24 protein-coding genes and 1 pseudogene are annotated in these 25,840 nt (G+C 58.8%); 9 read left to right on the top strand and 16 right to left on the bottom strand.

Going from position 1 to position 25,840, the window contains the following annotated elements; translation table 11 throughout:
* Positions 1 to 117: 117 nt before the first annotated feature.
* A complete protein-coding gene (locus tag NL115_RS01205; RefSeq protein ID WP_254831410.1) occupies positions 118 to 1,308 on the top strand; it encodes a glycosyltransferase family 4 protein in 1,191 nt (396 codons plus the stop codon).
* Positions 1,309 to 1,385: 77 nt separating this feature from the next.
* Here NL115_RS01205 and NL115_RS01200 read toward each other — a convergent pair whose 3' ends face one another.
* Positions 1,386 to 2,816, bottom strand: a complete 1,431-nt coding sequence (locus NL115_RS01200; protein WP_254831409.1) for a sulfatase family protein — start codon at positions 2,814 to 2,816, stop codon at positions 1,386 to 1,388.
* Positions 2,817 to 3,009: 193 nt separating this feature from the next.
* Here NL115_RS01200 and NL115_RS01195 point away from each other — a divergent pair, with 193 nt between their 5' ends.
* From NL115_RS01195 to NL115_RS01185, 3 genes are all read left to right on the top strand, one after another.
* Positions 3,010 to 4,542, top strand: coding sequence for a flippase (locus NL115_RS01195; RefSeq protein ID WP_254831408.1), 1,533 nt, complete (start codon positions 3,010 to 3,012; stop codon positions 4,540 to 4,542).
* A gap of 1,575 nt (positions 4,543 to 6,117) precedes the next feature.
* Positions 6,118 to 6,756, top strand: a complete 639-nt coding sequence (locus NL115_RS01190) for a hypothetical protein (protein ID WP_254831407.1) — start codon at positions 6,118 to 6,120, stop codon at positions 6,754 to 6,756.
* A gap of 275 nt (positions 6,757 to 7,031) precedes the next feature.
* Complete coding sequence (locus NL115_RS01185; RefSeq protein ID WP_254831406.1) at positions 7,032 to 7,967, top strand: ATP-grasp fold amidoligase family protein; 936 nt, start codon at positions 7,032 to 7,034, stop codon at positions 7,965 to 7,967.
* A 975-nt stretch (positions 7,968 to 8,942) separates the two neighbouring features.
* Here NL115_RS01185 and NL115_RS01180 read toward each other — a convergent pair.
* The 4 genes from NL115_RS01180 to NL115_RS20680 all read right to left on the bottom strand — a co-directional run bounded on the left by NL115_RS01180 (position 8,943) and on the right by NL115_RS20680 (position 12,440).
* A complete protein-coding gene (locus tag NL115_RS01180; RefSeq protein ID WP_254831405.1) occupies positions 8,943 to 9,596 on the bottom strand; it encodes a Cdc6/Cdc18 family protein in 654 nt (217 codons plus the stop codon).
* 48 nt (positions 9,597 to 9,644) lie between these two features.
* The gene (locus NL115_RS01175; RefSeq protein ID WP_254831404.1) at positions 9,645 to 11,549 is read right to left on the bottom strand and encodes a Cdc6/Cdc18 family protein; all 1,905 of its coding nucleotides are present in this window, start codon (positions 11,547 to 11,549) and stop codon (positions 9,645 to 9,647) included.
* Positions 11,550 to 11,769: 220 nt separating this feature from the next.
* The gene (locus tag NL115_RS20685) at positions 11,770 to 11,964 is read right to left on the bottom strand and encodes a hypothetical protein (RefSeq protein WP_350355274.1); all 195 of its coding nucleotides are present in this window, start codon (positions 11,962 to 11,964) and stop codon (positions 11,770 to 11,772) included.
* On the bottom strand, positions 11,922 to 12,440 hold the full coding sequence (locus NL115_RS20680; protein ID WP_350355273.1) for a hypothetical protein: 519 nt from the start codon (positions 12,438 to 12,440) through the stop codon (positions 11,922 to 11,924). The genes NL115_RS20685 and NL115_RS20680 overlap by 43 nt, the downstream gene beginning before the upstream one ends.
* A 48-nt stretch (positions 12,441 to 12,488) precedes the next feature.
* On the opposite strand from NL115_RS20680, the gene NL115_RS01165 reads away from it, so the two are divergent.
* Complete coding sequence (locus NL115_RS01165) at positions 12,489 to 13,070, top strand: GDP-mannose 4,6-dehydratase (protein WP_434084004.1); 582 nt, start codon at positions 12,489 to 12,491, stop codon at positions 13,068 to 13,070.
* A gap of 100 nt (positions 13,071 to 13,170) precedes the next feature.
* Positions 13,171 to 13,569, top strand: a complete 399-nt coding sequence (locus NL115_RS01160) for a Fic family protein (RefSeq protein WP_254831403.1) — start codon at positions 13,171 to 13,173, stop codon at positions 13,567 to 13,569.
* A 300-nt stretch (positions 13,570 to 13,869) separates the two neighbouring features.
* Here NL115_RS01160 and NL115_RS01155 read toward each other — a convergent pair whose 3' ends face one another.
* The 4 genes from NL115_RS01155 to NL115_RS01140 form a co-directional block, all read right to left on the bottom strand.
* A complete protein-coding gene (locus NL115_RS01155; protein ID WP_254831402.1) occupies positions 13,870 to 14,220 on the bottom strand; it encodes a PIN domain-containing protein in 351 nt (116 codons plus the stop codon).
* A complete protein-coding gene (locus tag NL115_RS01150; protein ID WP_254831401.1) occupies positions 14,210 to 14,455 on the bottom strand; it encodes a UPF0175 family protein in 246 nt (81 codons plus the stop codon). The genes NL115_RS01155 and NL115_RS01150 overlap by 11 nt, the downstream gene beginning before the upstream one ends.
* A gap of 130 nt (positions 14,456 to 14,585) precedes the next feature.
* Positions 14,586 to 15,023, bottom strand: coding sequence for a hypothetical protein (locus NL115_RS01145; RefSeq protein WP_254831400.1), 438 nt, complete (start codon positions 15,021 to 15,023; stop codon positions 14,586 to 14,588).
* 156 nt (positions 15,024 to 15,179) lie between these two features.
* The gene (locus tag NL115_RS01140; protein ID WP_254831399.1) at positions 15,180 to 16,415 is read right to left on the bottom strand and encodes a transposase; all 1,236 of its coding nucleotides are present in this window, start codon (positions 16,413 to 16,415) and stop codon (positions 15,180 to 15,182) included.
* Positions 16,416 to 16,469: 54 nt separating this feature from the next.
* Here NL115_RS01140 and NL115_RS01135 point away from each other — a divergent pair, with 54 nt between their 5' ends.
* From NL115_RS01135 to NL115_RS20810, 3 genes and pseudogenes are all read left to right on the top strand, one after another.
* Entirely contained in the window at positions 16,470 to 16,607 is a 138-nt protein-coding gene (locus NL115_RS01135) for a hypothetical protein (RefSeq protein ID WP_254831398.1), read from the top strand.
* Positions 16,608 to 16,689: 82 nt separating this feature from the next.
* Positions 16,690 to 17,034 (top strand): hypothetical protein, encoded by a 345-nt coding sequence (locus tag NL115_RS01130; protein ID WP_254831397.1) that lies wholly within the window; start codon positions 16,690 to 16,692, stop codon positions 17,032 to 17,034.
* Positions 17,012 to 17,256: pseudogene (locus NL115_RS20810) on the top strand (DUF8150 family protein). Before NL115_RS01130 ends, NL115_RS20810 begins: the two are co-directional and overlap by 23 nt.
* A 53-nt stretch (positions 17,257 to 17,309) precedes the next feature.
* On the opposite strand, the gene NL115_RS01125 reads toward NL115_RS20810, so the two are convergent.
* From NL115_RS01125 to NL115_RS01095, 7 genes are read right to left on the bottom strand one after another with little or no spacing between them, the layout of a single operon-like run.
* The gene (locus tag NL115_RS01125; protein ID WP_254831396.1) at positions 17,310 to 17,465 is read right to left on the bottom strand and encodes a hypothetical protein; all 156 of its coding nucleotides are present in this window, start codon (positions 17,463 to 17,465) and stop codon (positions 17,310 to 17,312) included.
* Complete coding sequence (locus NL115_RS01120) at positions 17,462 to 18,640, bottom strand: phage NrS-1 polymerase family protein (protein ID WP_254831395.1); 1,179 nt, start codon at positions 18,638 to 18,640, stop codon at positions 17,462 to 17,464. Before NL115_RS01120 ends, NL115_RS01125 begins: the two co-directional genes overlap by 4 nt.
* Positions 18,633 to 20,684 carry a VirB4 family type IV secretion system protein gene (locus NL115_RS01115; RefSeq protein WP_254831394.1) on the bottom strand — a complete coding sequence of 684 codons (2,052 nt, stop codon included), beginning with the start codon at positions 20,682 to 20,684 and terminating at the stop codon, positions 18,633 to 18,635. Before NL115_RS01115 ends, NL115_RS01120 begins: the two co-directional genes overlap by 8 nt.
* Positions 20,681 to 21,697, bottom strand: coding sequence for a TraC-like domain-containing protein (locus tag NL115_RS01110; RefSeq protein WP_254831393.1), 1,017 nt, complete (start codon positions 21,695 to 21,697; stop codon positions 20,681 to 20,683). Before NL115_RS01110 ends, NL115_RS01115 begins: the two co-directional genes overlap by 4 nt.
* Before the next feature lie 20 nt (positions 21,698 to 21,717).
* A complete protein-coding gene (locus NL115_RS01105) occupies positions 21,718 to 23,295 on the bottom strand; it encodes a TrbL/VirB6 family protein (RefSeq protein WP_254831392.1) in 1,578 nt (525 codons plus the stop codon).
* Positions 23,288 to 24,082: a hypothetical protein gene (locus NL115_RS01100; protein ID WP_254831391.1), complete on the bottom strand. Its 795-nt coding sequence runs from the start codon at positions 24,080 to 24,082 to the stop codon at positions 23,288 to 23,290. The genes NL115_RS01105 and NL115_RS01100 overlap by 8 nt, the downstream gene beginning before the upstream one ends.
* 50 nt (positions 24,083 to 24,132) lie before the next feature.
* Entirely contained in the window at positions 24,133 to 25,830 is a 1,698-nt protein-coding gene (locus tag NL115_RS01095) for a DUF8186 domain-containing protein (protein WP_254831390.1), read from the bottom strand.
* Positions 25,831 to 25,840: the final 10 nt, after the last annotated feature.

Below are 25,840 nucleotides of genomic sequence, written 5' to 3'. Positions count from 1 at the left end.
ATTTTTATGATCGCAACTCTCTGCTCTCGACTACGATTACCTCGTCAGATCTGTACCGTTTAGCGACCTGAACAGAATATACGAACAAGTTATACGGGACCCAACGCATATTCCGGTGTGAATATCTCGATCATTGCTACTGAGCTAAACCTGAGGGAGGGGGCTGGGTCGAGTGTGAGCTTGGATACGATAGCGTCTGGGCTTGCTGACCGCGGCCACAACGTCCGCATCCGTACTATCAATCTCGTTCGCCCCAATTACGTCCGAGACTCTTCTCCGTACGAAGTGACGTCTATAATGAACGAACGGGACTGGACATATGAGGCTCCGTTCGGCTTGCTAGAAGAGATACGATCAATCGAACCAGAGACGGATCTGTTCCACGTTTTCGCACCGTGGCTAGTGCCACTGTTCGGCTATTACCGATATCTGGGTGGGGATACCCCCGTCGTTGGTCGCTTGAACGGCTACACGATGTTCTGCACAAATGATAAATTGATGGATGGAGAATGCCATAAGAACTGTAGCCTATCTAATAAAATCAATCACGACAACTCTGACCCTGGGAAGAAAATGGTGAAGCTACCCAAATATATCTATATGCATCTGTCTTTCCCCAAGTTTGGGAATCAAGTCGACAAACTCTTCGCACAAAGTCCGACGGTAGAGAAGTACTACTCAGAGGCAGGAATCGATTCTGATCGAGTAACCGTGATATCAAATTTCTACAATGAGCGGTTCTATTCTGGAAGCTATAGTCCACCCTCGATGGGAGATTGGGATGGCTTCAATTTGCTCTACGTAGGGCGAATTGAAGAGGAGAAAGGGGTAGATACCTTGGTCAATAGTGCGAACTACCTCCCCGACGACTATCATATTCATATCGCCGGCGATGGAAGTATGCTAGACGAGTTGATAAAAAAGGTAGACGAGGAGGCTAATAGCCCTTCTGTCACATTTCACGGATGGGTTGATCGAGACGCTCTTCCGTCTTTCTATGACAATGCAGATGTATTCGTCCATCCGTCGAGATGGCCAGAACCCTCCGGTCGAGCAGTGCTGGAAGCACTCCAATACGACTGTCCCATAATCGCATCGGACATAGGTGGCCCGAAATGGATCAAGGGGGAGGCCGGATCGGTTTTCGAGCGTGACAACCCAGAAGACCTGTCTTCGAAAATATTGGATATCTCATCCGACGCCGAGAAATATGATGCGAAAGTCCAGCAATGTTCAAAGCGGTTGGAATATTTTGCTCCAGATCGCATATTGAACGAACTCGAAAACGAGTACGCGGCGCTCCTATAATCGCTGCGATAGCGTGCTGGAACAATCCGAGAGAAAATCGCACCACATGATTTTGCGGTTATGACGGGTTGCGGAATTCATATGTAACCTAAATCGTTCAGTCGTTCTCTGCTTCGTTCCGAGATTTCAGTGTCATATGAGCCTGCCCTCATCAGCGGTATGTTTTGTTCGTCCATCTTCCCGATGAGGTCCTCTTCTACACATTGCTGATCTTCTATAACCTCTGGATGCGGCGACCCGTCGCTGATAGCACGCAGTTCGCTCGTACCGTCTTCTGCTTCGATGAATTTCCAGGAGTGAGTACGAACCGCTCGAAGTGACCGATCTACCCATTCTAAATTAGCACTGGGCTTCTTTATCCGATTCATCAACGTATCTATATCGGGCTGTGGGACTCTGTACTCAGCAAAGATCGCGTCTCGTTGTGGTATTTCCGATATATCATTTGATGAGATGGTATCATCGGACGGAACGTCGACACCAGCCAGATTACAAATGGTTGGATATATGTCACGCGTACTCACTAGCCCCTGCTCTACTTCTGCTGTGAATTTTGGTGGATATCTCGCAATGAGGGGTACATGTAGAAGAGTATCGTGAAGAGAATACTGATGATCCATTAGGTCATGGTCACCAATATTCTCGCCGTGATCACCTACAATAAAAATCGCGGTGTTGCTGAGTTCATTGGTCCGTACGAGACAGTCAAAAAGACGGTTGAGATGAGAGTCGAGATAGGCAATCTCTGCCCGATAGAGTTGCCGGAGAACTTCGAAGTCCGCTTCACTAAACTTCTCATCTCCTGCTATATGCTCCCATGGATTCGGATCAAGTAAATCATCATTTCCATCAACCAAGCCATCTGGGAAAAATTCCGAGGGAGGACTGTATGGCAAATGTGGTTCGAGATAATTTATGAAGTAGAAAAATGGCTTTTCACGGTCTCGGTTGCTTATCCACTTGATAGTGCGATTCGTTGTTGATTTTGCCCCATCATCTGCTTTGTTAGCAAAGAGTTTTGCATAGATTGAATTGAAAATGGTCGTACCTGGTCTTTCCGCTAGTATTGCGTTTACCAGTCGGGTATATCTCGCTACACCGCTAGCAGCAGAAATCTCTGACAAATCCGTGCCGCCCCAGAAATAATCCCATTTCATCGACAACTCATCAAACCCTTGATCGAATCCGAATTCAGGACTGATCCAAACGTTTCCGCTAATTCCGCGAGTCTCGTAACCGGTTCTTTGTAGTTGTTCAGCTAATGGAGAGGAGGAAGGCTCGAATTGCGTGTGCCCAGCGTGAGTTCTATGGATACTTGTTCGTTGTCCTGTGAATAATGTTGCATGAGAGGGCAACGTCCATGGTGCAGGTGTAAAGGCATTAGAGTAAAGCGTTCCTCGTTCACGAAACCGGGATATGCCCGGAAGTTGTCCCGAGTCTAACATAGAGTAAACCGTCCGTGCTCTTGCGGTATCAAGTACGATTAGCAATATATTCGGCCGCGTCATGATTCGAAGACGTTTATGTGAGGAGTTAAATCGTGCGATTGGTTTGTAGGCGTTACTCGATAGCAAAACCCCACATTATATTAGGATTAAGATAAGGATTTAGAAAAAATTCAGATATATGGGATCACTTTCTCACCCCTCGTTGGATAATCGTGACGAAACCTTCTACTAACGACCGAGTGACCCTGTTTACGTGAGTTCGATAGCCGACAGTCTCGGTGGGCTTGTCAAGAGTGCGGGTATCGTGCTCGCCGGCACTGTCGTGGCGAGCGTTCTTGGCATTCTCGCCGAGATCCTCATCCCACGGGCGCTGGTTCCGGCGGTGTACGGTCGGCTCGGTCTCGCGTACGGCATCGTCAGTGCGGTCAGTTCGCTGGCGATTCTCGGGATTCCGAACGGCGTGACTCGCTTTCTCTCCGAAAAGGAGTCAGCACACAATCGGGTGGACGTGCTCCAGAGTGGCTACGCGATATCGCTCGCCGGAGCCGCCATTGCGGCTGCCGCCATCTACCTCGGACGCTTCGAAATCGCTTCGCTCATGGACGACCCCGAGGTTGCGCCGCTGCTCGCCGCGTTCGTCCCCTATCTCCTCGCGTTTCCGATAGCGAAGGTGAGCGTGGGCGTCCTCCGTGCCGAGGGGCGCACCACCGCCGCGACGCTGGCCCAGCGCATCGGTCCCCGCGTGCTCGGTTTGGCGTTCGTTGCGGGACTCATCGCCGCCGGTCGGCCGGTCGCCGGAGCCATCGGCTACTGGCTCTCCTTATCCGTCGTGGGGGCGCTACTGGCGCTCTACGCCGTCCGCCAGCATATTGATATCGGCTCGCTTGTCGCTAGGCTACCGAACCGTGATACGGTCCGTGAACTCTGGTCGTTCTCGTGGCCGCTGGCCGCGGGAGCCTCGCTGCACATCATGCTTGCGAACGTCGACATCGTGATGCTCGGTTACTTCCTTGATTCTGCGTCAGTGGGTTACTACCGGTCGATTCAGCCGCTGAAGCAGGTGATATTCTTTTTTTCGGGATCTTTCGCGTTCCTGTTCTTGCCACTCGCCACGAAGCACTACTCGCAGGGCGACTTCGATGGTCTCGACGCGCTCTATACGGTGACGACAAAGTGGATCGTCTGGTTGACGTTCCCCACGGTCCTCCTGTTCACGCTGTTCTCGCCGGCGGTAATCCAGCTGTTCTTCGGAACGGCGTATCTCCCGGCGGCCCCCGCGCTCTCCGTTCTGATGGCGGGGCTGTTCTATCGTGTACTTGTTGGACTGGACGGCGATATGGTCAAGGCGATCAACCGCCCACGAGTAGAATTCTTCGCTGCGGTCCCCGGAGTCCTAGTGAACGTTATCCTGAACACAGCACTCATTCCACGATTCGGTATCGTCGGTGCGGCTTTCGCCACAGTTATCGGCTACGTTGTCTATAACACAATCGAAGTCGTTGCTATCTATCGAACTGTGGGAAGCTATCCGTTTTCGTGGGCCTCGTTCAACCCACTCATCCCGACGACCATCACCGGTGGTGGACTCCTATGGATGACGACTGGGTGGACGCTAGGACTCTTTGGACTAGGTGTTGTTGGGATACTCCTCTACACCGCGCAGTTCGCATCGATACTTCTTACCGGTAGTTTCACCCAAACCGACATTCAGCTTATTAAGAAGTTTGAACAACGCTTCGATGTCAACCTTTCGAGGCTTCGGTGGCTCATTAGAAATCAGCCTTAAGTGCCTCGCTCTTCATCCAGCATGTGGTTGACGGCACTTGTGAGCCGACCGAGCCCGCCAAAGGGGTATGGTTCGTGCCCGGTGGAACGATACTGAAGATTGAAGCTCGGACGGAGGCTGTCCACCGCGTCACAAGAAAGAACTCGGAGAGCCTGTCGTCATTGACGAGTGCGTTGGTACCTACGAGTACTTCCACGATACGTCTGAGATTGAGGGTGTTGACTCGAAACACTACGTGGCGACTGCATATCACTGCCATCTCAAATACGATGAGCCCGATTTCTCTGGCGTCGACCAACACAGCGCGTTTGACTCCATCTACCGTTCAACGACCTACATCCGTACGCTGAACGATATCTTGACGACCTCTACAGTACTTGGACTACCGAAGACCCTGCCCACAAAGCAACTTCCCGATCTAATCCCTTAGCAGTTGGGGCGGAATCAGGTGAAAACTGAACAAAGCAGCGTTGCACGTCCCTACTGCAAAATGGACTACCTGATGGGTACCCCGTACTTCTGATATGGCGCGAGATGTTCGGTACTACGTTGTCTCGGTTGTGACGACGAGAATTTCGATGTTCAGAATCTTCTATTAGGTTGCATCGGCGTCCTGTACGAGTCGCCAGTTCGTCAACTCGATGTCTACAGTGATGGACTCGTGATCGGTTATGCCAGATCATCTGTCACCCATACGACAAGAAGGTCTGTTTCTTAATCTAAAAATCACTCATAAGGGATGCCTGGAGTATCATTACGCAGATTTGAGCCACGGATTAAACTATATTACACATAAAGATCGCACTAATCAGCAGCCCCAAGTGATTGCCTTGAAGATCCGGTGCGGGCATTCATTTGGGTGATGTATTTCAGCCTCGAATTTAGCCTGCTCAATCGGAATATTCCGGGAGGCAATGAACTAGGTTCATTTTTGTCTCCGGCATAAAATCGCTCTACACGACCGAATTATGGGTTTCAGGCGTCGAATCGAAGCCGAAAACTCGCTCAGATGCAGTTGGATGGGATTGCCTGCTCGAAGCAATCAGGTGGGTGATAGTGCCGTCAATTACCACGGACCTCACTCGTAAAACATCTTGCCAATCTGGTTCGGTCCGTTGAGACGTACTTCACCGTCATGTCCGGTTCCGGGTCTCCGAGAATCTTGGCCAACATGTGAACGGAGATCCCGTCTCCCTTGGAATCGGCTAGATAGGTCCCATTCGTGAGTGGGACGCCATTGAATGGCGAGTACCTACGATCACGAGCCCCCTAGTGTTCCCTTCGCGTCTTCCGAATCGACTCGTTGACTCCGCCACTTTGGCCTGCTCTTTCACAATCCGGCTGATGTAGCTCCGCCGCATCTTGGCTTCTGTTAGGTTAAAAGGGTAGTCGGAGTCGGCTACCAGTGAGAACAGGCGAGGCCTCTTTCGGAAAGCCGCCAAATAAGCGAAACTTTATAAACGATACCGAGGATTGCGTCATAATTGTTGACAACAGTGGAGGTGCAGACTTCACCACCATCCAGGAGGCGGTGGACGCTGCTGTCCTATATTTCCCAATCGGGTTACTATAGACGTGGCTGATGGAGATTATTCGGCCGAGGACATTCACGTCCCGCCGATTATCGGGACGCGAATCCACCCCAACGGCGCATCCACTGACCGTCTGGCTCTCCATATAGAGGGCAACCAAACCACGCCGTCGAACGTCGACGTTGGGAGTATGACAATAGATGCTAACCTCGGTCCCGTTGGAGTGTTCGGTCTGCGGCTGAACGATACCAGCTCGTATGACAACGAGGACGCGGCGCTAATAGCCTACAACTGTTTATCTGTCGTCGTTGACGACGTGGAGTTTGCTTCGGGCGGATTTGACAATAGCACAGACAGAGATATCGAATCCTATAGCTTCCAAATAAAGACCGAAACTGTGGATTTTGGAGCGTCTTTGCTATCAGACGCATTTGTGGCCAAACGCGGGGAGGAAATCCTCTCGGCAGGTGGAACGCTATCGGGTAACGTCACGGGGGATCGTGCAAAAGCCCTCAACAACGGCGAGGTCCACGTAGACGGCTGGGGCCACCTTACTAACGACAACGGCAGATTGGTTTCAGGGTTGGGTTTTGTCATTGACCTATCAACAGAAGAAATATTACAACCAGCGAATTATTTACGGCTAAATTCGGATTTCATCGGGGCGTTCAACAATAGTTGAGTCGAAATTGTCATCAAACTTCGAATGGGAAATAACCCTATCTCTGCCGTGATAAACGGCTCCTCGTCATCCCGGGGAATGTCGTTTAATGGCGGCGCAGGGTTCTACGTGAACAGTTCTAGAGATATTATAGCTGTTGACGAGGGGGGCTGAGTCACAGCTTACATAATCGGTCAGAATAGATAAGAGATCCCGAAAGCTCCTTAGCTACATCTGCGCTGCGGGTGGGCAACCAAGATTAAAGTATATATGTTTTAGCAGAGATAATATCAATTATGGGCAAAATTGAGTCATCGATTGCTGCGTATAAAGATGAGGGCCTCTGGGGGCTTGCCGTAGAGATATGGATTCATATATTTATGAGGAGTCCATTATCCAACATTCTGTACTCTATTCTGCCCGGCGCACTCTTTGAGAAACTATTAATGGCACCTCAATTGGGATACTGGTCGAAGATTGTTGAACCTCGCTCCTTTAATGAGAAGGTAGTACACAGAAAGCTGTTTTCAGAAAATGATCTCTTCCCGAAGGTAGCAGACAAGTGGGCTGTCAGGGACTACGTCGCAGAAAAATCGAACTGCGATGTTCTAAATGAGGTTTACTACGTGACCGATGAACCTAGATCGATCCCGTTCGAGTCTTTACCTGATGAATTCGTACTTAAGCCAACACATCTCAGCGGCAGGATTAATATAGTTGATGATAAACAGACTGAAAATTTGGATGAGATCGTCTCTGAATGCGAACAGTGGCTTTCGAAGACGTATCGGAAAACATGGAATGAAGATTGGTATCGGGAGATTGAGCCAAAGATAATCGTAGAAAATCGAATGAGGTCCGAGAAATATGACGCCCCTCCCGACTACAAGTTTTTCGTATTTAATGGGCAGGTAGAGTACATCCAAGTCGATGTGGGAAGATTTGAAAACCACAAGAGAATATTCTATGATAAGGACTGGGAAGCCCAAGAATTTAGACTCACGTATCCATTAGCTCCTGAGATTGAAGAGCCTGAACAGCTTGATAAAATGATTAATGTGGCGGAGCAACTTGGCCATGACTTCGACTTTGTCCGAATCGATTTGTTCCAACCAGATTCTGAGAAAGTAGTTTTTGGAGAAATCACACTGGCTCCAGGATCAGGCCGAGAGGAGTTTATCCCTACGAGTGCCGATTTTGAGTTGGGCTCTAGCTGGCTAATGTCTGAGTAGAGATTTTCAAACTGTTGCCCTTACTAAGACGTCCAGCCCGACTAAGTCTGCCCCGATATATATGGAAGCAGCCAGCAACAACTTTGGCGAGAGCTAGATTGACAAATTTAATATCTGCACCCAGTGATTTTAAGATCACTCTAAGCGACCATCAGATGATATTTGATACGCCACCCGCAGATTTATTACTCCGCCGTCATTGTCTATATCCAGCGAATCACCAGACGGGGTCGGGTGTGTGGCGCAGCGTCACGATATCAACAGCAAGAACCGGTGGATCCTTTATACGGAACCCGCCGCCGTATGGCAGATACGGACCTGCACGCACGGCCGTTATCCCTGCAGGAGCACATCATGAATAATCCCCTTCTGAATATACGAAACAGTCCGCTGGCGATTTGGTTTTTTAGCTAAACGTGATACACGGACGTGGCGATGTAGAAATCCCACCCGTTGTGAATCGCGCCCCCGGTATTGACGACGGTGCAGGCACGTCCTCGAAGTGCCCGACACCTACGACACAGGCATCGACCCACGACTGCAGTCGTGGGCTTCCGCCCTGAGCCTCTGTGATGACTGGGGCTGTGGTGAGTCCTGCTCTGGCTGCCACTCCCACTGCTCGGCCTTCAGCCTCGCCCTCGTCCGGGAACTATCGAGGCGACCGAGCGTGTCCAGTCCACGGAGCGCACTCACCGAGATAGCACGATGTGTACTCTATCCTGGAACACCGACCCGGGCGGGACTGAAAGGGGCCGCGGGCTCGGCGGTCCCCCGACGACGCAAGGACCGCAAGGAGCGAAGCGACCGAGGACCGCAGCGAGTCGCGGGACCCCGAGCCAGCGGGGGCTTTCGACCGGTCGTCGCCGGCGCTATCGCCGAAGAACGCACCATATCAAATCGACAACCACGCCTGACAGAGCCTTCGCGAACGACATCCGCCTGAATGACACCCCCCACCCGGCTGCCAAACACACCTCACTCGACGAGCCCCTCGAACCGATCGACCTCGCCGATGGCCGACTTCACCGCCTGCGGATCGACCGACAGTTCGTGGACGAGGAACTTCCCACCGCCCTTGCCCTCGTTGCGCTCAGTCGAGGTCAGGAATCCCATCAAAGCCATCTCGGAAAGGTGGTTCTGGACAGTCCGTGTCGTTCGTGCCTCCATCTCGACGGCCTCACAGAACCGCCGATACAGTTGCGCGACGGTCTTCGTCCGGACTTCATCGACCGACTCGTCCATCTCGAGGACCGCCACCGCGTACAGAGAAAGCAGCGCATGACTCGAGAACGAGGTCAACTCCGACTTGATGATTGCTTCCTCAACCTCCTCCTGGGCGACACGGACGTGCTCCTCGGCCACCTGGTCGGTGTCTGCCTTCTGAGCCATTTCCCCAGCCGTCCGAAGGATGTCTATCGCTCGCCGCGCCGACCCGGTGTTCGATGCCACGAGGGCTGCCGTCAGCGGAATCACGTCGTCGCTGAGCGCTCCCGACTCGAATGCCTCGGTGGCCCGCTGCTCGAGAATCGCTCGGAGCTCGGCCGCGTCGTGGGGGGCGAAATGAATCTCCGTCTCGGCCAGCGTCGAGCGGACCCGTGCCGAGAGGTTCTCATGGAATCTCTGATACATCTAGTTCGATATCACGTCGACTCTGTCCACGAGAGAGTGATGGTAACGCTACCGAAGGAAGTCGGTGTCACCCTCGCACGACGAATCGTGGAGCCGTCGAATCTCGGCGAACGTTTTGGAGTCGACCGTGATGTGCTCCGGTTCGTGGAGCAGTTGCTGAAACGACGGTCGGGACAGATGCTGTTCAGCCGTCTCCGCTCTGCTCTCCGGAACGACGACATAGAGGTCGACCATGAGATTCGGCACACTGGCCGCGAAATCGGCCATCCGGAGGAGTCCAGAATAGATCTGCGTCGAGTTCTCGACTTCGAACATCTTGACGATGGAATCGCCGTCCAACCAGATGACGTCGATATACTCGATAAGTTCGGCCGCCTTTTCCGGCAGTCCTCGAAGCGGGAGGGTGTCGACACAACCTTCGCCGAGCGTCGTACCGTCGATCGACTCACTGCGGTCGTTTCGAGCGACGAATACGTCGTGCTGATGAGCCCGTCCGAGTTGGACGAGTGCGTGCTGGATTTCCAGGTGGTCTCGTACCGAACGGGTTTCATCCCCCTCTTCGGGCCGACCTTGTTCGGTTGTCGATTCCTGCTTCCGTTCCTCCGCGTGTTCAGTACCAGATGGCGCTGACTCTGGACCAGTAGATGCCGTCGCTGAATCAGAACCTCCGTCGACGGGAATCCCCGAGGAATCGGCGCTGGTAACGGATTTCCGGAGGTGGTCGCTCAGGTACGTCTCGATTGCCTCCAGAGCGGCCATGCAGTCCGGCTGCAGCTGGTACTCGTAGTAGACCCCCTCCCCTCGGCCGCCAGCGATCTGCTCACGTTCAAGGAATGGCCACCGTGCTTCGAGTTCTTTGAGTCGTTCCCGGACGTATGCGTCGGACCAGGAATCGCCCTCCAGGTCTGTTTCAAGCGTCTTCCGATGTGACTGAATCTCGGCGGTTCGAACTGGGCCTCCACGCTTCTTCTGACGGGTAGCGAGTATCCACAAGAGAAGCTGCGTCCGGGGAGTACTCCCGTCGACAACTGCCCGGAGTTCGTGCAGGTCCCACCGCTCAGTGACTGCATCGACATGCTCCATGCGCACGGCGTCGGCATCCTCCCGCTCGGCACAGTGCCAAGCCTCTCTGAGGAGGCGGAGGACCCGCGGCGCATTGGCGGCGTACGGGAGCGTCGACTCAGCACAGTGCCGAATCGTCTCCGTATCGACGGCTCCATCGACGAATGCGTCCTCTGCACGGTCCGAGAGGATCTCCTCGAGGTCGTCCGCGTCGTAGCCGTCGAAATAGACTGTCGCATCGACGTAGTCCCCAAAGAGGCCGCACTCGTCGAACTGGGTTTCGTCCGTTAGGATGACGGTGACATCGTACGCGTCTGGTGCACCAGTGCGACCTCCGTCGAGTCGAGCCCGCTTACTTCGAGCCAGGAATTCCCAGATCGCTGGAAGGGGATCCATCTCATCGAGGTCGGAATCGGGGGCAGAAAGCGGGGCTCCGGAGGTACAGCAATCGAACACGAGATGTGTCGGCCTGTCACTCGCCGCCAACTCGCCGATAGCAGCATCGAACAGGGCCACTGTCTTCTCTGTGGACTTTCTGGTATCGTCACCGCCGCGTGCCTCTCGTAGCTGATCCAGCACGCTGATTACGGTTTGGCGATCGTTCTGCTGATGGTTGATCGGAACCTCGATGATTTCGGCATCGTCAATCGAATAGAGCACCTCTCGCACTGAGGTGGTCTTGCCAACCGCGGCGGAGTCTGGGGGGCCGTACGCGACCACATTCAACCCGGTGCATTCCCCCTCTCGAAGTGGAGCATACAGTGCCTCCAACTGGCGGATCTGGGGCTCGCGAGCGACCGGGGAACGCGCTTCATCGGGATGGCGGTACACGTCAAGCGGGGCGGGATTAGCAAGTAAACGGTCGCCCCGATCGAAGAGTGAATCCTCCATGTGACCGGCTGGTCGCCTGATGAGTAATAAACTAACTGGCGGCTTGAGGGGCTACAGTGTAAAATACTGGAATGAGAGGCCCTGAATCGCAGGAATAGACTCACACCGCACCGATCAGCGTTCCGCGCGGCGACGAACCAGTCGCGATGACGAGGGAGTGAGGGCCGCTCAGTCGTCTGCCACCAGCTGACTCACCGTCGCCGTCGACTGGTGACGGGGCTCACCCCCCATCGATCACCTCCTGCTCGACCGGACTCGCACGGATCCGAAGCGGGAACCAGCCCTCTTCATCGACACCGAGTAACGCCTCCGAAAAGCCAGCGTCGTCCTCACCAGCCTTCGCCGTCCGGACGTAGGCGATCTCCCGGTCGCTCAGCCCGAACCACTCGGCCAGCGTATCGTCACCCTGCTCCACGCGATGCAACTGCTTGATCGAACACAGGTTCGCGATAGTCCGAGTCTCGGGCTCAACGAGAATTCCTCGCCGGTCTGGGTGATGAACTGGATCGACAGATTGTAGTGCCGGCTGTGCCGGACCGCCGTCTCGAGGAACGCCAGTGACGCGGATTCCGCGTTCATCAGGTAGTGGGCCTCGTCGATGGCGAGCACCACCTGACTGTCCGTCTCTTTGGCCCACTCATACACCGAGTGGAACAACACCTGCATCATGAGCGACGTCTCGGTCCCGCCGCGAACGCCCTCCTGCTGATGCAGGTCCAGGTACACGACATCCGACTCGATGTCGAAATCGGTGGGCTTCGCGAGATTCGCCAGGTCACCACCCTCGCGGAAGGAGGGTCGCAGATCCGTCAGGAGTGATTCGGCCTGCGCGGCCACCCGGTCCCGCTCGCCGGGGGACACGTAGCCGTACTCGGCAGGCGACTCGTGCATCGCCTCAAGCACCGAGACCACGTCCCGAATCGTCGGCGAGTCCCTGTCGTGGGGCGCCGGGTCGCGGGTGATCCCCTGCTGGTCGTACGCTTCCTGCACGGCACGCCGGAGCGTCTGCGAGCGCTGCCCGAGCGGGCTGTTCGCAACCGACTCGAAGAACGCCTCGAAGAAGCCCATCGCCCGCGTCTGCTGGGCGGCAAGCGGGTCCAGGTCGTCGCCCCCCGACAGACCGACAGCGCGTACGCGGGCGTCATCCCCATCTTCCTCGAACAGGCCCGGAACGACGAACCGCTCACCGTCGATGGCGACGGCTCGCAGACCCGCGACTTCGTCCACATCGACGATGTCGTCCAGGCCAACCTCCTGGCCGCCACCACCGACGCCGTCGGCGAGGGGTACAACATCGGCACGGGCACGGAAACCTCCGTCCTCGACCTCGCCGAGACCATCCAGCAGGCCACGACCACCGAGTCGAAAATCGTCCATACCGAACCGCGAACGGCCGACATCGACCACAGCGTCGCGGACATCTCGAAAGCTCGCGAGCGCCTAGGGTACGAGCCACGGATGTCGCTACGAGAGGGCATCGACGCGTTGCAGAAAACCACCCGAAGCACAGAGCTGGATTGACTACGATAGAGTGCCTCCACCAGAGATTCGCCACCCCTGCAGCAACCGACGGAACCACAACGCCGATGTGGAACGGGCCCACCAGCGGTACTGTACCCGTATGGAGGATGACGGGCTCCCCACGCCGGACGAGATTCTCGCCGTGCACGAGCAGCTCGAGGAAGCGTACGACCTGAAGCATCGCGGACTGATGAAGGCTGCTCCGCGACTGAAACTCGAACGCGAGGTCCTGGCGCCGGCCCGGGAGTACGAGAACCCCCACTACCGTGCCGCTGCCCTGCGCTGGGAACTGATCAGTCTCCATCTGTTCGAGGACGGCAACAAGCGGACGGCATGGACCGTGGCAGTGGAGTACCTGTCCCGCCACGGAATCGATACGGATCACCTGGGAGACGAGACGGCGACGGTCGTCCGACGAAGCGGGCTCTTCAGCGTGGAAGAGCTGGCGACGTGGCTGGAAACGGGCGAGATCGACACTTCCAGGCTGCCGGAGGATTAACTATGCTACAGTCGAATGTGGTTGTATGAGCGAGCCCGCATCCGACCCCGCCCCCGACGTCGATGAGGAGTACCGGGCGCGAATCGACCGGATCATCGCTGCACAACGGGATATCCTCGACGAACTCGCCGACTGACCCGCACCGGGGCTGTACTCGTACGCGAGCCGCCCGAAGGGAGCGGGCTGGACCTGCTGGAGACCCCACAGGTGTTCCTCCGGTTTCCGGCTCACCGGTGCTCTCCGCCGATGCCGGTTGACATCCCCGCACCCCTGAAGAGGCGGGCTCCCGTGTGCTATCCGTCAGGTATACTCATGTCGTCGTGCAACACGGCGACCGTCTCGCTCGTCGATCAAGAGCAGGTCCGCCCCTTCCTCGACAGCATGGCAGATCGCGGCTGTTTCCCCGAGGTCGAGTTCGGTGACGATCTCGATGAAGAAGTCGGACCGGTCAACCGGGACCAGAGTCAGGAATCCGGACTCACGCAACTCTCGAAGTCTGGCCAATCCCTCATCGCCTTCCGAAAGCTCCGTCCAGACCTGTTCGGGGACGGTAACACCGGAAAACTGTGTCTCGAGAAGATCGAGGCGATCGATGAGGGCGAGGTTCAGAAGCGGCGAGGTATCGGCGACCACGAGCCGATCATCCGGCATACTCGATATCCTCGGCGGGTTCCTCCTCGCCGTAGTGGCGCGGGATCTCGCGCTCGCCGAGCAGCCGCTGGAACTCCTGGTTCGACAGTCCGGCCAGGGCCCGTGCCTTCCCGAACGAGAGGATGTCCCGCGCGTACAGCGACACCGCCAGCTCCAGCTTCATCACATCGGAGCGCTCCCCCTCGGGAAGCTTGAGCGCCTCGTACACCTCCTCGTCGATCTCGAGGGTCGCCATATCTGTTCTTGGACAACTCCGTTCTTGAGTGTTTGGTCGCCGGGATTCCGTGACTACCATCTGCACCGGAAAGCGAGAACGGACCGGATTCGCTGCTTCTCACAGACTCTCAAGGCGGGAGCCCACGACTTCAGTCGTGGGTAGCTGACTCGACCGTGTCGAGCGACGCCGTGAGCTGCTGTGCGGTGTCGAGGCCAGTGTGGAACCGGCCGATGAGCTCCGTCTGGTGCTCCGCACAGGCGAGGGGTGCGACGGCCCCGTCCTGGACGGGAATCAGTGGCTGTTGTGGGTTGGTGAGCGTGAGCTGGCAGCTGGGACACGAGATTCCGCCGGCTGGCCGGTGCTCGATGAGCGAGGCCGTCCCGTCCGTTGTGAACCCGCAGGCGGTAGCGAACCGTTCGAGATGGGCCTCACACCCCACGACCGGGACCGTCAACTGATCGAGAAGCAGGAAGGATACCGTCTGACTGGTGGCCGATTGGAGGGCAGCCTCGCAGGCATCACACTGGATCGGTGGGGAACCCTGGGCCTCCGCATGCTGTTGCTCGGAGATGTCTGCAGGACACATGTGAGAGTGATACAACATTGGGTCGTCAGACGGGAAAGGCTGTGGGCGAGCGACCGACGACGACACGCTCAGAGGCGACTCAGCTACCACGGGTGACATCCTCCCCGCGATAAACGGCGGGGCTTCCCCTACGAGGGGAATCCGGTTTGGCAGGTTTCAGTCCGAGTAGGCCGAGAGCGTCATCTGCGAGGGTGTCTCGCTCGTCTCCCGGTGGACTGTGGCGGTGTCACGACCGCTCCCGTCCTGTGGCGAGTCATCGCGTTCCGGTTTCCAAGGAACGCTCTCTCCCCACGGGTCTACGCGACCGGCGATGTTCGCCGCCGCGTTAATATCTGCTTGGAACTCCGTTACGTGGCAGTCGTCGTGTGGACACACGAACTCCGCTTGCTGACCCCGACGACCGAGACGCTTGCAGGCGTGGCACGTCTGCGAGGTGTACGCCGCGTTGACGTACTCGACTTGAATCCCCGCCTCGGTTGCCTTGTCTTCGATTCTGCCCTGTATCCGGGCGAACGCCCAAGAGTGGAGTCGTCGGTTCATCCACTTCCCGTAGTCCAGTCGTTCCCGGATGTACGAGAGGTCTTCGAGAACGATAACCGGATTCTCGAACTGCTGGGCGTATTCGACGGCCTGCCGAGACGCTTTCTCGACAATATCCGTCAAGGCATTCTGGTAGTGGTCGAATCTTTCGTCCACCCGCCATTCGGCGGCGTCCCGCTGTTGGAGACGGCGGAGTGTGGTGAACATCTCTTTGCGGAGGTGTCGCGCTCGACTGCCGTTGACGAGCATCGGCTTCCGTGGTACGTCGCGTTTGAGGGCACAGCCCGTTATCAACGCGCTCTCGCCTACGTCGAAACCGATGTGCGTCGGGTCGTCCGATTCGGTCGGTTCTTCGACCAGGTATTCGACGGTGACGTGCAACCTCCACGACGTGCGGTGTCGCTGTAGGCGCAACTCGCCCGCCTCCGCGTCTTCGGAGAGTAGGTCGAACCACAGAGATTCATGTTCCGGGTTGATACGGAGTGGAATCCAGAAGTTCGTCCCGCGACCGGGTTGCGGGACTTGCCATACGAAGCCGTGTTCGCGTTCCTCCGAGTAGTCGAATTTCGCGGCCCGATTGACGAGTCGAAGCGGATGCTCGTCGTCTAACTCCTCGGCGTTGTACGTGTCTCGGAGTTTCGGGACGTAGGACTTGAGCGCGTCTTTGGCCTGATATGGCAGTTCGTAGGGCGTCACAACGTCGTTAACGGCAGACATCGTGTCTGCCCTGTTGTCGAAGGCTTCGTGGAGTGCGTCGCGGTAGGTGTCCAAGAGCCGCTGTAGGCGTTGCTCTTTGCCCGTGGTGGGCGTTGCGAGCGTGGCCTGTAGCGTCTTCGTCACCGTCTCGGACACACCCGTAGATAGAGCGTAGACAAAGTTAAGTGTGGCGGAAGGTAAGAATGCAGTATGCCACACATCAACTTCGAGATAGACGAGGAGCAGTACGAGTCGCTTAAAGAGACGAAGAAGCACCACGGGCTAACGTGGAAGGGAATGCTACTCCACGCGCAACGGGAGTTGGATTCCGACCCGGCCACCGAGTAGTGGTTGGCCAGTATCGTGTCGCATTCCCTGCCGCCCTAAAGGGCGGGATTCCCTGCTTGAATTAAGATTGTGGGGGCCAGCCATGCCCCTCGACTCCATGGCGGAGATGCTCGAAGACAATATCTGGGTCGCCCGCGACGGAGAGATGGTTCCGCATCTCGAAGCCAAATTCGTCAGCGACGAGTACGACCGGGCCTCTCTCGAGAATCGAATCACCGCGAAACTCACTAGCGTCAACGAGGAACTCCCCATCGGTCCCCTCGAACTTCAGATTGCCTACAAACTGTATCTGGGTACTCCGAAGGACTTCGAGGACGCCCTCCACCTCTATTCGCTGTTCGAGGGAAGTCTTAGCACCCCCGCGCTCGAACGTTGGGTTACGAACCTCGGCGTCGAGGGAGACTATGAGCGACTCGAACAGGCGTGAGGACCTCGAGGCGAAGCACGAACGGAATCGTCAGCAGCGCATCAGCAGTATCAAACGGTGGGTCGAATTCATCAAAACGCACGATGCAGACGAGTGGGTGACCAACAGAACCGCCTCATCAACTCACAACTCGAATCTGCTCGTCAGTCCGACATCGACGTCGAACATCGCAGACGCGTAGAGCGAGCCGGTCGCGAATACTCGGAATCTTCTGGTCGGTGAATTGTGGAGGAGTTGCCAGATTCATCCCACGACTGAAGTCGTGGGCGTTCTCCTCAAATCTCTGTAACGAGTGGGACTGGGAGTTCACCGACACAGCCGACCGACAGTTCGACGGCCTCGACGAATACGCCCAAGATCGAGTCAACCAGGCGAACGACTAGCCCATCACCGCCGACGATATCGTTCAGGCCAACCTCCGAGCTGGTCATCCGAAGAGCCGCCGCAGGAACGAATTCGAGTCCTGGGAGACCGAATCGGACTCCCCCACCACCTGATCGCCAGCCGGCTCCGAGATCGCGGGCTCACCATCTTCCATCTCTGCTTCGAGCATCTGGATCCGTTCCTCTTTCAGCCCGAGCAGCGCCTCCAGTTCCTGCACTCGCTGTTCCAGTAATCGAATCCGCTCCGCATCGTAGGCTCGCTGCCCGCGCTGTTGGGCCGGACGGGATGACGGTCGCGAACCAGCAGACGCAGCTCCGTCCCCACTCGCGGGTTCGTAGAACTCGTCCGTCACATCCACAGCCCGCTTGACGGTCACCTCACCGTACGTCGAGCCATCAGCGTAGTGCTGTTCGTCCCATTTGTCTCGCATCAGCCCCGAGCCCCGAAACAGCGAGTCCATCCGTTTCGTATCGCCACCGGTCCAGAAGGCAAGCAGACAGCAGAGCGCCATATCGGCCTCCGACTGACTCGCGTAGCCAGTCGTCTGTCCTTGCCAGAGTCGCTGGAACTTCTCGCCGTTCTTCGCGGCGCCCGCCCGTCGGATGAGTTCCGAATCCGAGAGTGCAGACTGTGACGACTGTCCAGAGGCGTGCTCGTTCCCGCCTGCCGTCGTCTCCACGCCGATGTGTTCATCGTATACCTCGTCGAGTTCCTCGTGCCGCTCTTTCGCCGACCTGGGCGTCCCCTCGACGTGGTCGCCGGTCACGGTGAAGAAGCGCTTCTTCTCGTACATCTCGACCTTCCCACGACGGTTCCGGTCGCTCGGAAGCCGCCCCTGCAGGATGACGTGATACCCCGTTCCGCTGGGTGAGACCTCGGTGTACGAATCGAGCGCACCGACGATCTCTTTCGCGACCGGGGTTGGCCGCCCATTGTCGGCATCACGGCAGTCGTCCAGATCGATACCGACGAGTGGGTCGATCTCGGTGAAGACGAACCCGAGCCCGTAGTCCCACTCGGTCGCGAACTCGTACGCGATGTCGAACGTGCTCCATGTCTCCGGGTCCGTCGTCGACGCCCACTTTCCATCCGCAGGATTGATCGGCACCTTCGTCGGCTTGCCGTCCCGCTCTTCTTCCCGCCAGCAGAGCCACTGCTCACGGGAGGTCATGGTATCCGGTATCTCGTCCGCCGTCGGCTGTGGGTAGCCAGTCTCAGTCATCGGCCACCTCCTCGCCGATGGACAGACCGCTCTCGGCTATCGCCTCGGAGTCCGCATCGACCTCGGAACGTGATTCCGCGACGTACCCGTCGATGACCTGCGCCTCGTACGGACTCGCCCGGACGCGAATCGGGAACCAGCCCTCCTCGTCCACTCCCAGCAACGCCTCCGAGTAGCCGTCCTCGTCGTTGCCCGCCTTCGCGGTCCGAACCCATGCGACCTCCCGCTCGCTCAACCCGAACCACTCGGCGAGTTGCTCGGCCTCCTCGTTCACCCGATGTATCACGGTCATCGAGCAGAGGTTCGCGATGGTCCGGGCTTCCGGCGTGAGCGTGAACTCGCCCCCCGTTTGCGTGACGAAGTGCAACGAGAGATCGTAGTGTCGGCTGTGGCGCACCGCGGTCTCCAGAAAGCCGAGCGAGGTCGCATCTGACATGAGGTAGTGCGCCTCGTCGATGACGAACAGCACGCGCTTCTCGGTCGCCTTCGCCCGCTCGTAGACCGCGTTGAACAGTACCTGCATCATCAGGCTCGTCTCCGAGCGGCCACGGCTGCCCTCCTCCTGCCGTAGATCGAGATAGACGACCTTCGAATCGAGGTCGAACGCCGTCGGCTGGGCGAGATGGGCGAGGTCGCCATCGGCCCGGAACGAGGGTCGGAGGTCCTTCAGCAGCGACTGGGCATCCGCGCGGACGCTATCCTGCTCGCCTCCGGTCTCGTAGCCGAACGCTCGCGGGTCCTCAAGCAGCGTCTCCAGCACGGCGATGACATCCGTGATGGTAGGCGACTCGCGGTCGTGCGTGCTCGGGTCGCGGGTGATACCCCGGCGCTCGTATGCCTCCTGCACCGCGCGGCGAAGCGTCTGCTTGCGCTCGCCGAGCGGGTTGTTCGCGACGTGCTCGAAGAATGTCCCGAAGAAGGTCATCACCCAGGCGATCTGCTGGGCCCACGGGTCGAGGTCGGGAACGCTCCGAAGGACGTCGTCTGGTGTGGGCTTCAGTTCGAGTGGGTTCAGCCCGCGCCGCCCGCCGACCGTGATTCGCTCACCACCGAGTGCCTGACTCACGCCCGCGAAGCCGCCCATCGGGTCGAGCATCACGATGACTGTATCCTCGTCGTACATCGCGCGACGGACGAGTTGGAGTTTCGTCCCGAACGACTTGCCCGCTCCGAGCTTTCCGATGGTCATCATGCAGTAGCCCGTCGACCGCTCGAACCGGTCGAGGATGAGCGGGCTCTCGTTGAGCGCATACGTCCCGTACTCGATACCCGGCTCGGCAAGCGCACCTGCGACGAACGGGAACAGCGCACCCGCCGCACCAGCAAGCATCGGGGTAGTCGTCTCCATCGACTCGGCGAGCTGGTCGACTGCGACCGGACTGCACGAGGTGAGCGTCGCGGGCTGGGCCCAGCGCGGCGTCACGGGTGTCAGGTTCGCGGGCGCCCGACGCGCGGCCTTCCGAACCGAGTCAACGTCGTGCTCGACGGCCTCGCGGTCCTCGCCGCGGACCGTCAGGAACATCGAGGCGTCGAACGCCCGCGTGGGCGTGTTCCGGAGTACATCGTACAGCGCCTGGTAATCCTCCAGATCTTTCTGAACGCCTCGCGCACCCGCTCGCTGCTTGTCGGTGAGGTAATCGAGGTCTGCCTGGAGGTCCTCGATACGGTTCTCCAGCGAGTCGAGCGTCGAGTGCGTCTCCCGAGGGTCGAGATGGATGGAGATGTCCGTGCGGCGCGTATCGCTCGTCGCGTACAGCCCTTCGAGGCAGCCGTCACTGGGCCCGTCCGGATAGCCCGCGACCCAGAGCGACTGCGTCCACGCGCGGCCCGTCTCGACACCGTTGGCTCGCTCGGTGATCGTCGACGGTGCAAGCACCGACTGGTGTGCAGCACCCGGCAGTGAGAGGTCGAGTGGTGCCGACCCTTGACGTGGGTCCGCCTCTTCCGGGTCGACCCCAGCGCTCTCTGCCTCGGCATCCGACGCCGGCTCGGTATCGTCCCTCTGGTCGGTGTGTCGCCAGCGACCGATGAGCCGCCGAATCATCGGCCCACCCGTCCGACGATGGGCATCCGGCCGAACACCGACTTGGGAGTAGCGCCGTAGTCGCGCTCCTCTCCAGTCCAGAACTTCGCGATGAGTAACGCAGCGTCCGCCGCAGGCACGCGCCGTGCGCCACACCCGTCGATATCTCGAATCCCGCGTTCGATGCGGTCGAGGCGATCGCTGAGCGTTTCGACCATCGCAGCATGCCGTTCGGCATCGCTTCCGGAGAGGATTGCACGGATGAACACGCCGAGGACGGGAATCCACGAGAGCCGCTCGCCCATGCTCTCGCGCTCGAAGCTCACCTCCTCGGGCGTGACCTGGACCACGACGTAGTGGTCGCGGATGGTCATCCGCCTGGCTTCGAGTTCGGCGGCGTACCAGTCGATGTAACTCTCGACGAGCGCGGCCAACTGCGGGTTCTGTTTCACGTCCGGGTCGCCGAGTCGCTCCTCGTAGTGGTCGAGGTACTCCTCGACCGGGAACGCCTGCGTGGTCGCGTAGAGCTGTATGGGGAACTCGACGACCGTGTTGAGGAAGTCCTCGAACGCTCCGGCCTGTGCCTGCCACTCCTCGGCCGTCGCGAGGGCCATCGACGCGGGGTCGACCTGCACCATCCCGAGGAGGGCGCCGTCCGTTCGCTCGATGGTATCGGTCTCGACATCCACACGCTCGACGAGCGTGAACTCCTTCGCCGCCTCGTGGTCGTGGTCATGCGCTCGCAGCCGGTAGCCGACGAGCGTCCCGAACCAGTCGAGACTGCCCGTGTAGCTCGGTGTGAGATAGACGAAGAGCGCTCCGACGAACACAGCGGCGCCCGCGAGCGGGAGCGCTAGCGACTGGATGTTGATACCTCCGATGACGGCGTCCGGCACGAGGAGTTGCGTCGCCAGGACGACGAAGACGCCCGGGAACAGGCCGACCGCGAGGTCGGTGAGGCTGTAGCGACCGAACAGTTTGGTCTCGGCCTTCAGGCCGTTCGGAATCCGTTTGGTTGGGTCGTGGACTGACATCTGAATCATTTCGAAGATTACTATCGGCGTCGGGAATCCGAACGCCGTGTTCGATTGCGGTCACTACGCAGGGACTCGAACTCTCTCGACTCCTCCCAGGGGGGTGCCTTCGAGGGCGGGACCGGGACGTGTGTCGAGGCGTCCGAGTCGAGCTTGTAGCGGTCGGGAGGGACGGGGATGTGTTCGCGGTCGGCTCCGGGAGTTCCCGACGCGGACTCGCTGGGACTTGAATCCGGAGACGAGCCGCCCCCGTCCGACCCAGGAGGCCCGTCCCCTGGTGGGACTGGGATGTGCGTCGAATCGGCGTCCGTGGATGACTCCCGAGCGGACCGTCCAGCCGTGTCGGGAGGTGTCCCCCCATCGCCGCGGGGTGGCCCATCGCCGTGTCTCCCACCGCCACCGCTGCCGCTGTTCCCCGGTCCCGGGCCTCCGGGACCGCGGCGCCGCTCCCGGAGTTCACTCGCAAATCGGGAGCCGAGTTCGTTCAATCGCGTCCCTGCGGCGTTCGCGCGGAAGCCGGCCGGGCGTGGTTGAGGTGGCTGATAGACCGTCGCCCCGCGTCCCTGTAATCCGCCGGCGAAGTTCTGCGTCTGGTGGACCGCCTGCCGCTTCGCCCCGACTGCACCAGCCACCCGGTTCCGGGCCGTCTGGACGGACGCCCGCCTGCCCACGCGGTCGGCCACGAGGAACACGGCACCGGCCTGCCAGATGAGGACGAATGGACTGAGGAGGGCCGCCAGTGGGACGATCAGTGCGAGCAGCCACGTTCCGAGGCTGTCCATCGAGAGTTCAAGACTCTCGAAGAGGAGGATCTCCAGGCGGAACAGGACCGCGACCGGGAGCGTCATGAACAGGAACGGGACGAAGAACCCGCCGATACGTGCGGCGAATCGCGCGACGAGGGCGAACGGGCCGACTCCCGGCACCCAGAGGGCGATGAGGATGGGCATGATGAGGACGAAGAAGTACAGCAGCACCTCGCGGAGCAGGTAGACCAGTGCGAGGAGGAGGAACAGCACGAGGTCGATGAACAGGGTGAGGACGACTCCGAGGACGCTGAGCCCGGTGAACGAGAGCGTCTCGAAGAGCGTCAGCTCCGAGAGGTCGGGCACGATGTAGCCCGTGAGTGCGTCGGCGAACTGCAGCGAGAGTGCTGCAATCCACCACCATGCGAGGATGCCGAGGAGCCCGGTGAACGCCCGCTTCTTGAGTTTCGAGCGGTGGTACGTGCTGAACAGGTAGCTCGTCGATTCGAGGAAGATGACGATGCCGATGCTCAAACCGTAGAGGAGCAGCGCGAGCGGGAGGATGGAATCCCAGTAGTACTCGTAGATTTGTGGCCATGCACTATTTGTCGGGGCTGTATAGACTGCATTCGGATGTGGTGTCTTTACGACCAGCTTGATTAGATCTCCCGCATACTTTTCGATTAATCCAGATATCGGGGAGAAGAGCCCATTAAGCAGCTGTTTCAACGCATCAACTATCACGTCCCCGAGCGCGGATAGCGGGAGAAAAGGGAAGCCAATCGAGAGGGTGGTGACTCCCTTTTCATCATGGCTGAAAGTTCCAAACCCACGATCTACTCTATCAGCCATCCAAAACCTCGATTCGGGAGCTATCGCAGACAAACCGTCCACCCGTGGTTTCTGGTCCCGGATTCCCCTCTGCGGTGAGCCGGACCGAGGTGGAGAGTATTTCTCCCGTCGCTATTCCGACATTGATTTTGAATTCGAATTTCTCTCCTGCGCATTCGACGGAAGCTTCCTTATCGAATACTGCAGGAGCGGCATTCGATACGTACTCTTGCCTACCTCCGGGAGAGATTACTGCTGAGTCAGCCGAAACCCCGCCCATGAAGGGGATCCCCGGGAAGTCACTGAGTGGGGTATCTGCCGTCCAGTCAGGGGCCCCTTCGAACGCAATGTCGTGTGCCCATGTCGGGGCAGTGCCGGTATTCTCTATCCGCACTACCACTTTGCCGGAATCAAGCAGTCTGTCTCCGCCTTCGTTGAGTCGGATACCGGTAATCGCGACCTCCGGATGTAGGTCAATAGACCGACGCTCGGTCTGATTACCCGCCTTGGCGACTAACTCGTGAACGCCCGGCGTGTAGTGGACATAGTCCGAATCCCCTATCTCCGGGTCAGCGACTGCGATCCGGACAGTCGTCGCGGCGAAGTCCGGCCGCACCGTCTTAAAAACGGTCCCGTCCGGCTCAACCAGCGAAATCTGCGAGACACCGTGGTCTTCGGGCAATCCGATGACCAGATCGCCGAGGTCGAACGAGAGCGACTGGAAGACACTCCCCGGTTCCCCACCGCCGATATCGGTCGGCGAAGCCGGGTCGGCCTGCGAGCGCGAGCAGCCGGCCAGCCCAACCATCGCTCCACCGCCGATCGCCCGGAGTACCGCTCGACGCGACACTTGGGCCATCACAGCCCCCTCCACGGTGGCCACACGCCCCAGTGCGTGATACGGTCGATGAGGAACACTGCGAACAGGAACAACGCGACCGGTACGCCACCCGTATAGAGCACGGACAGCCCGTCGACGACCGCCCCCCGGACATAGACCGTCTCGGAATCCGGGAGATACGCCTGCTCGCCCTGAACGCGCCACCACTCGCGTGGCTCGTAGCGAGCCGTCACCCCACCGGCAGGTCGTGGAATCGTAACCGTCGCGAGCCCATCGGAATCGGTCGTGATGACCCGCGACCCGAGATAGACCGGTTCGGTGCGCCGACTCGTGTCAATCGGCGCACCCGACTCCGCATCCCGGAGCGAGACGCGAATCGTCGCAGTCTCGTGGGTCACGTTCAGGACCGAGAGCGAGAGGTTGCTCCGATGGAGCACGACCTCGGGATATGCGATATCGTCCGGGGAGACACCGACTCCGCGGACGAGTCCACGCGGCCGAACGCGGGGCCAGTCGCCACGCCCCGGCTCTCCTACGACCCGGGTCGTCACCTCGAAACTCGTCTCGTACACCTCCGGAGGCGTATCGAGGTGGACTTGCTCCGGGAGTTCGGGAGAAGCGAGTCGAACGCCGTCGGTACCCAGCAGACGGACACCGGCCCCATCCGTGGTCGGGCCGGGTTCGAACGGGTAGGCATGGACCTGCAACGGGTGGAGCGGCGAGTGCGCTCGTGTCCGCCCACTCTCCTCCGCCGACACGAGCGTATCCCACGCGGGGTCACGGGCGACGTAGAACCGCCAGACGCCGTTCACCTCTCCGGAGGCGGTCTCGTAGCCGAGCCAGAGGTCGTCGTACCGAAGCGAGAGCCCGATGTCGTCGTCGGGGTAGCGCGTGCGCTGCCCCGTGACCGAGAGAGTGTAGGGGCGGACCTGGGTGGAGTCCCGGACGGTGACGGACTCCCGAATCGTCTCGCGCTCGGACTGCCAAAACATCCGGCACCGACGCTCGGTCTCGCCCGTCGTCTCGTTGATCACGATCTGTCGACAACGCTCGAACCGCTCCTCACGAAGCACTGACAGCTCGACAGCGACCTCCGTTTCGAGCGTGAGCCTCACGCGCGAGTCGTCGGTATCGAGACCGGCGTACGAGAGCACGGGCGTCTTCTCGCCGGCAGAGCGCGACTGGAGGTCGCCGTCCGCGAGGAGCCGTGTCTCCACGACGTGTGACGACACCAGCGTCCAGGTCTCCCGTTGGGAGCCCACTCGGTCGTCCACCGGTACGAGGACGCGGTAGTCCGTGGTCCCGAGGACGACACCCCCGGGTGGGACGAGCAACGTTGTCGCGTTCGGATTGGTCAGTGCTCGTGTCGACGGCTGGACGGCGAAGACCGAGACGGTCACGTCCGTCAGGTAGGTCCCGTTCTCTCGCGGAGCACCCACGGGGAAGACCGAGCGGGTGTGGTCGGTCCGTGGGAACGACTCGATATCGGCACGGTTCCACTGCTCGACAGCCTCGGGTGGCTCGTCGAGGGGGATATCCGTGCCTGCAGCGAGCGCGACCAGCGCTGACTCGCCGTCCATCAGGTTCCGATACGTCTCGGTGTCGGTGATATCGACATCGCCCGACCAGAGCGTGGCGAACGTCTCGTTATCGAGGCCGTTGTCGGGCTCCGTCTCCGGATGCCCGACGGCATTCGACGCGGTGAGGGTGGTCATGATGAGCAGG

Source organism: Haloglomus salinum (genome assembly GCF_024298825.1).
Lineage (GTDB): Archaea > Halobacteriota > Halobacteria > Halobacteriales > Haloarculaceae > Haloglomus > Haloglomus salinum.
This window is presented reverse-complemented; position numbering and strand designations above follow the sequence as displayed.

Excerpts from the sequence above, each read along its gene's own strand:
- NL115_RS01200 (WP_254831409.1), bottom strand. The coding sequence starts at position 2,816 with ATGACGCGGCCGAATATATTGCTAATCGTACTTGATACCGCAAGAGCA.
- NL115_RS01185 (WP_254831406.1), top strand. The coding sequence starts at position 7,032 with ATGGGCAAAATTGAGTCATCGATTGCTGCGTATAAAGATGAGGGCCTC.
- NL115_RS01180 (WP_254831405.1), bottom strand. The coding sequence starts at position 9,596 with ATGTATCAGAGATTCCATGAGAACCTCTCGGCACGGGTCCGCTCGACG.
- NL115_RS01175 (WP_254831404.1), bottom strand. The coding sequence starts at position 11,549 with ATGGAGGATTCACTCTTCGATCGGGGCGACCGTTTACTTGCTAATCCC.
- NL115_RS20680 (WP_350355273.1), bottom strand. The coding sequence starts at position 12,440 with ATGCACGAGTCGCCTGCCGAGTACGGCTACGTGTCCCCCGGCGAGCGG.
- NL115_RS01160 (WP_254831403.1), top strand. The coding sequence starts at position 13,171 with ATGGAGGATGACGGGCTCCCCACGCCGGACGAGATTCTCGCCGTGCAC.
- NL115_RS01155 (WP_254831402.1), bottom strand. The coding sequence starts at position 14,220 with ATGCCGGATGATCGGCTCGTGGTCGCCGATACCTCGCCGCTTCTGAAC.
- NL115_RS01150 (WP_254831401.1), bottom strand. The coding sequence starts at position 14,455 with ATGGCGACCCTCGAGATCGACGAGGAGGTGTACGAGGCGCTCAAGCTT.
- NL115_RS01145 (WP_254831400.1), bottom strand. The coding sequence starts at position 15,023 with ATGTGTCCTGCAGACATCTCCGAGCAACAGCATGCGGAGGCCCAGGGT.
- NL115_RS01135 (WP_254831398.1), top strand. The coding sequence starts at position 16,470 with ATGCCACACATCAACTTCGAGATAGACGAGGAGCAGTACGAGTCGCTT.
- NL115_RS01130 (WP_254831397.1), top strand. The coding sequence starts at position 16,690 with ATGCCCCTCGACTCCATGGCGGAGATGCTCGAAGACAATATCTGGGTC.
- NL115_RS01125 (WP_254831396.1), bottom strand. The coding sequence starts at position 17,465 with ATGACCAGCTCGGAGGTTGGCCTGAACGATATCGTCGGCGGTGATGGG.
- NL115_RS01120 (WP_254831395.1), bottom strand. The coding sequence starts at position 18,640 with ATGACTGAGACTGGCTACCCACAGCCGACGGCGGACGAGATACCGGAT.
- NL115_RS01115 (WP_254831394.1), bottom strand. The coding sequence starts at position 20,684 with ATGATTCGGCGGCTCATCGGTCGCTGGCGACACACCGACCAGAGGGAC.
- NL115_RS01110 (WP_254831393.1), bottom strand. The coding sequence starts at position 21,697 with ATGTCAGTCCACGACCCAACCAAACGGATTCCGAACGGCCTGAAGGCC.
- NL115_RS01105 (WP_254831392.1), bottom strand. The coding sequence starts at position 23,295 with ATGGCTGATAGAGTAGATCGTGGGTTTGGAACTTTCAGCCATGATGAA.
- NL115_RS01100 (WP_254831391.1), bottom strand. The coding sequence starts at position 24,082 with ATGGTTGGGCTGGCCGGCTGCTCGCGCTCGCAGGCCGACCCGGCTTCG.
- NL115_RS01095 (WP_254831390.1), bottom strand. The coding sequence starts at position 25,830 with ATGACCACCCTCACCGCGTCGAATGCCGTCGGGCATCCGGAGACGGAG.